Source organism: Pseudokineococcus marinus (assembly GCF_013004605.1).
In the GTDB taxonomy this organism is placed as follows: domain Bacteria; phylum Actinomycetota; class Actinomycetes; order Actinomycetales; family Quadrisphaeraceae; genus Pseudokineococcus; species Pseudokineococcus marinus.
Genome location: NZ_JABEMA010000414.1, coordinates 1 through 2175, shown reverse-complemented (window position 1 = coordinate 2175; position 2175 = coordinate 1). Strand labels below are relative to the sequence as shown.

The following is a 2175-nucleotide window of genomic DNA, read 5'->3' as shown; positions in this document are numbered from 1 at the left end:
GGCGGGGTGGTCAGGAGAGCTCGACGACGGCGCGGCCCGCCGCGTCGACGACGACCCGCCCGCCCTCGAAGGGCGTCACCGTGCCGCGGCCGGCCGGTCGCGTGCTGCCCGTGGGGTAGCCGAGCCGCGAGCGCTCCCAGCCGGCGCGGGCCCAGGCGTCGCGGGCCGGCCGCTCCACCGCCGACGCCCCGAGGCCGCGCACCGCGTACACCGAGCCGCCCTGGAAGTGCTGGTAGGCGGCGCGCCCGTCCGGCGTGGCGCCCTGCTCGGTGGTCGGGTAGGCCAGGGCGCCCGTCTCCGAGCCGCTGCGCGCCCAGGCGTCGAGCACGCCCCCGGTGAGGGCGCGGGTGCCGCCGGGGCCGGCCAGCAGGAGCCCGCCCTGGAACCACTGGTAGCTGCCGCGGCCGTCCGCCGTGCGCCCGGCGTCGCCGGTCGGGTAGCCGAGCGGCGAGCGCTCCCAGCCGCGCTGCGCCCACGAGGAGCGCAGCGCCCCGGAGAGGACGCGGGCGCCCGTCGACGGGGTCGCGTAGACCGACCCGCCCTGGAAGTGCTGGTAGGTGCCGCGACGGTCCGGCGTCGCCGTCGTGTCCGACGTGGGGAAGCCGAGGGCGGAGCCCTCCCAGCCCAGGGAGGCCCAGCGGTCGCGGACCGGGCCCGCCACCACGCGGGTCCCCGTCGCCCTGTTGTAGTAGAGGGAGCCGCCCTCGAAGTGCTGGTAGAGGCCGTCGCGGCCCGGGACGGGGGTGGTGCCGGAGACGGGGTAGCCGAGCGACGAGCGCTCGAAGCCCAGGGCCGCCCAGCGGGCCGCCGGGGCGCCGCGGACGACGTGGGCGCCGGTCGTCGCCGTCCAGTAGACGCTCCCGCGCTCGTACGCGCGGTAGGCCCCGCGCCCGTCGGGCGTCGACGTCTCCGGTCCGACGGCGGCGCGCAGCGGGCCGCGGTCGCCGCCGGAGGCGGCCCAGGCGGCGTCGACGGCGCCGTCGCTGCGGGCGCCCGCGAAGGTCCACCAGGACGAGCGGAGGTCGAAGCGGGACCCGCTCGCGCCCGTGCGGACGGCGACGCCCGTCGTGCAGTGCACCTCCAGTCGCGTGATGCGACCGCCCCACTCGCCGCGGCCGTCGCGGCCGGTCACCGCGAGGCCGGTGGCGCGGCCGCCGGACGGGCAGGAGCGGGAGGCCGTCTCGACGGACAGGCGCGCGGTCCAGGTGCCGAGCGCGTCTCCGGTGGCGCTGCCGGTGCGCACCGAGAACGGGTCCTCGCGCGGCACGAGGTAGGGCTTGCCGCCGTCGGCGCTCCACCCGCCGTTGCTCGAGGAGAACTGCGTGAAGGCCGGGGCGCCCCCGTAGGCGCGGTAGCGGCCCGCGGTCGCCGCCACGGCCGCGTTCGTCGACGCCGGCTGGCGCCACGTCGTGGTGCTGCCGCTGCGCGTCTCGTAGCCCAGGTAGACCTGGCAGGCGGTCGTGTCGCAGGTGTCCCAGGCGGCGCGCGGCGTGAGGGTCGCGAGGACGTAGCTGCGCGCGGCGACGGCCTGCGCCTGCAGCGCCGCCGGGTGCCACGAGGCCGGGCTCTCCGCGGGCACGACCCCCCGCAGGTACGCCTCGAGGTCGAGCACGTTGACGGGCACGACCGTGCCGCTGCCCGTCGGGACGGTGACGGCCCCCTCGACGACGGTCCCGCCGGACCCGCGGACGACGAGCAGGCGGCCGGAGGAGGTGACGACGGGCGCGGTCGTCCAGGTCTCGGACCACGCGGCGGCGCCGCCGGGGTCGCGCACCACGCCCCGGACGGACGTGCCGCTGCGGTCGAGGACGAGGGTCTGGTCGGCGCGGACCCGCCGGCCGGAGGTGCTCACCACGAGCTCGCGGCCCTCCGCCGAGCGCAGCGAGACGGAGGGCCCGCCCAGGGCCGTGAGCCCGACGCGCAGGGTCCGCGGGCCGGTGACGGCCGTGGTGGTGCCCGGGTAGGAGAAGTCGAGGATCTCGTCGGCCGTCTGGCCCGCCGCGGCCCGCGACTGCGCGCCCCACTGCGACATCCCGTTGCCGTGGCCCCACCCGTGGCCGCGCAGCTCCCAGCCCCCGTCGACCGGGGCGACGACGTCCGCGGCGCTCGCGGGCGCCGCGCCCAGGGGCACGAGGACGCCGCCCAGGACGGCCGCGACGGCGAGCACGGCGCGCG

General features: G+C 79.3%; 1 protein-coding gene. It reads right to left on the bottom strand.

What is annotated here, in order from left to right; translation table 11 throughout:
* Nucleotides 1-10: 10 nt before the first annotated feature.
* Nucleotides 11-2175 (bottom strand): SpoIID/LytB domain-containing protein (locus HLB09_RS16095; RefSeq protein ID WP_171204323.1); only part of this gene is annotated, 2165 nt, incomplete at its 5' end.